Below are 703 nucleotides of genomic sequence, written 5' to 3'. Positions count from 1 at the left end.
AGCTGTGTATAAGATACAGGACCTGGACCTGGTCCGGCTCCCAGAAGGTCACCAGCATGTGGAACGCGTCCCACACCCAGACCGGACCGACGGTCACCGCGACGAACGCGGCCCACAACGGGACGCTGGCGGCGGGTGGTTCGGCGAGCTTCGGCTTCGGCGGGACACCCGGGGGCGGGAGCGTACCGAGCGTGAGCTGCACGGCGGGGTGAGCGGTGCGGCTTTAGGCGGGGGGTGTCCGGTGGCGGCCGGGCACCCCTCTCCGGCGTCACCGAACTCGTCCTCATGAGGGCAGGGGGCACTGGAGTCCGGGTTGGTCGCGGTTCGGGGAACAGGTCACGAGGGACAGGGAGAGGTAGGAGGGGCGTTCGAGGTAGAAGCCGAGCGTGACGTCCGCGCCCGATCGCAGCCGCTCGGCGGCGCAGGTGACGTGGCGGTCCAACTGGCCGGCATCGCGCCGCACCTCGGACCCGAACCGGGGAACGAACTCGGCCAGCCGCTCCCCGAGCCATTCCGCCGCGTCCTTCGCCTCGTCCCAGGTGCCGCGCACCAGCGCATGCGGCTTGACGAGCCAGTACGCCGTCTCCAGCGGGGGCAGGTCCGAGGTGGGGAACGCCGCGGCCACCTCGTGGTACCGCTGGATCAGTTCGGGCCGGCTACCGGGCGGGGGTGGTTCGGGGTAGATCGAGATCCCCGGTCAGCC

Annotated in this window: 1 protein-coding gene and 1 pseudogene; one reads left to right on the top strand and one right to left on the bottom strand. The window is 71.1% G+C overall.

Annotated features, from left to right (window positions below):
* On the top strand, window positions 1-212 hold a 212-nt coding region (locus tag BZL64_RS38450; protein ID WP_208639618.1), incomplete at its 5' end, for a cellulose binding domain-containing protein.
* Between the two features lie 71 nt (window positions 213-283).
* Here the strand turns inward: BZL64_RS38450 and BZL64_RS38445 are convergent.
* Window positions 284-682: pseudogene (locus BZL64_RS38445) on the bottom strand (hypothetical protein); the annotation flags it as partial.
* Window positions 683-703: the final 21 nt, after the last annotated feature.

Source organism: Streptomyces bobili, assembly GCF_002154575.1.
In the GTDB taxonomy this organism is placed as follows: Bacteria; Actinomycetota; Actinomycetes; order Streptomycetales; family Streptomycetaceae; genus Streptomyces; species Streptomyces bobili.
This window is presented reverse-complemented; position numbering and strand designations above follow the sequence as displayed.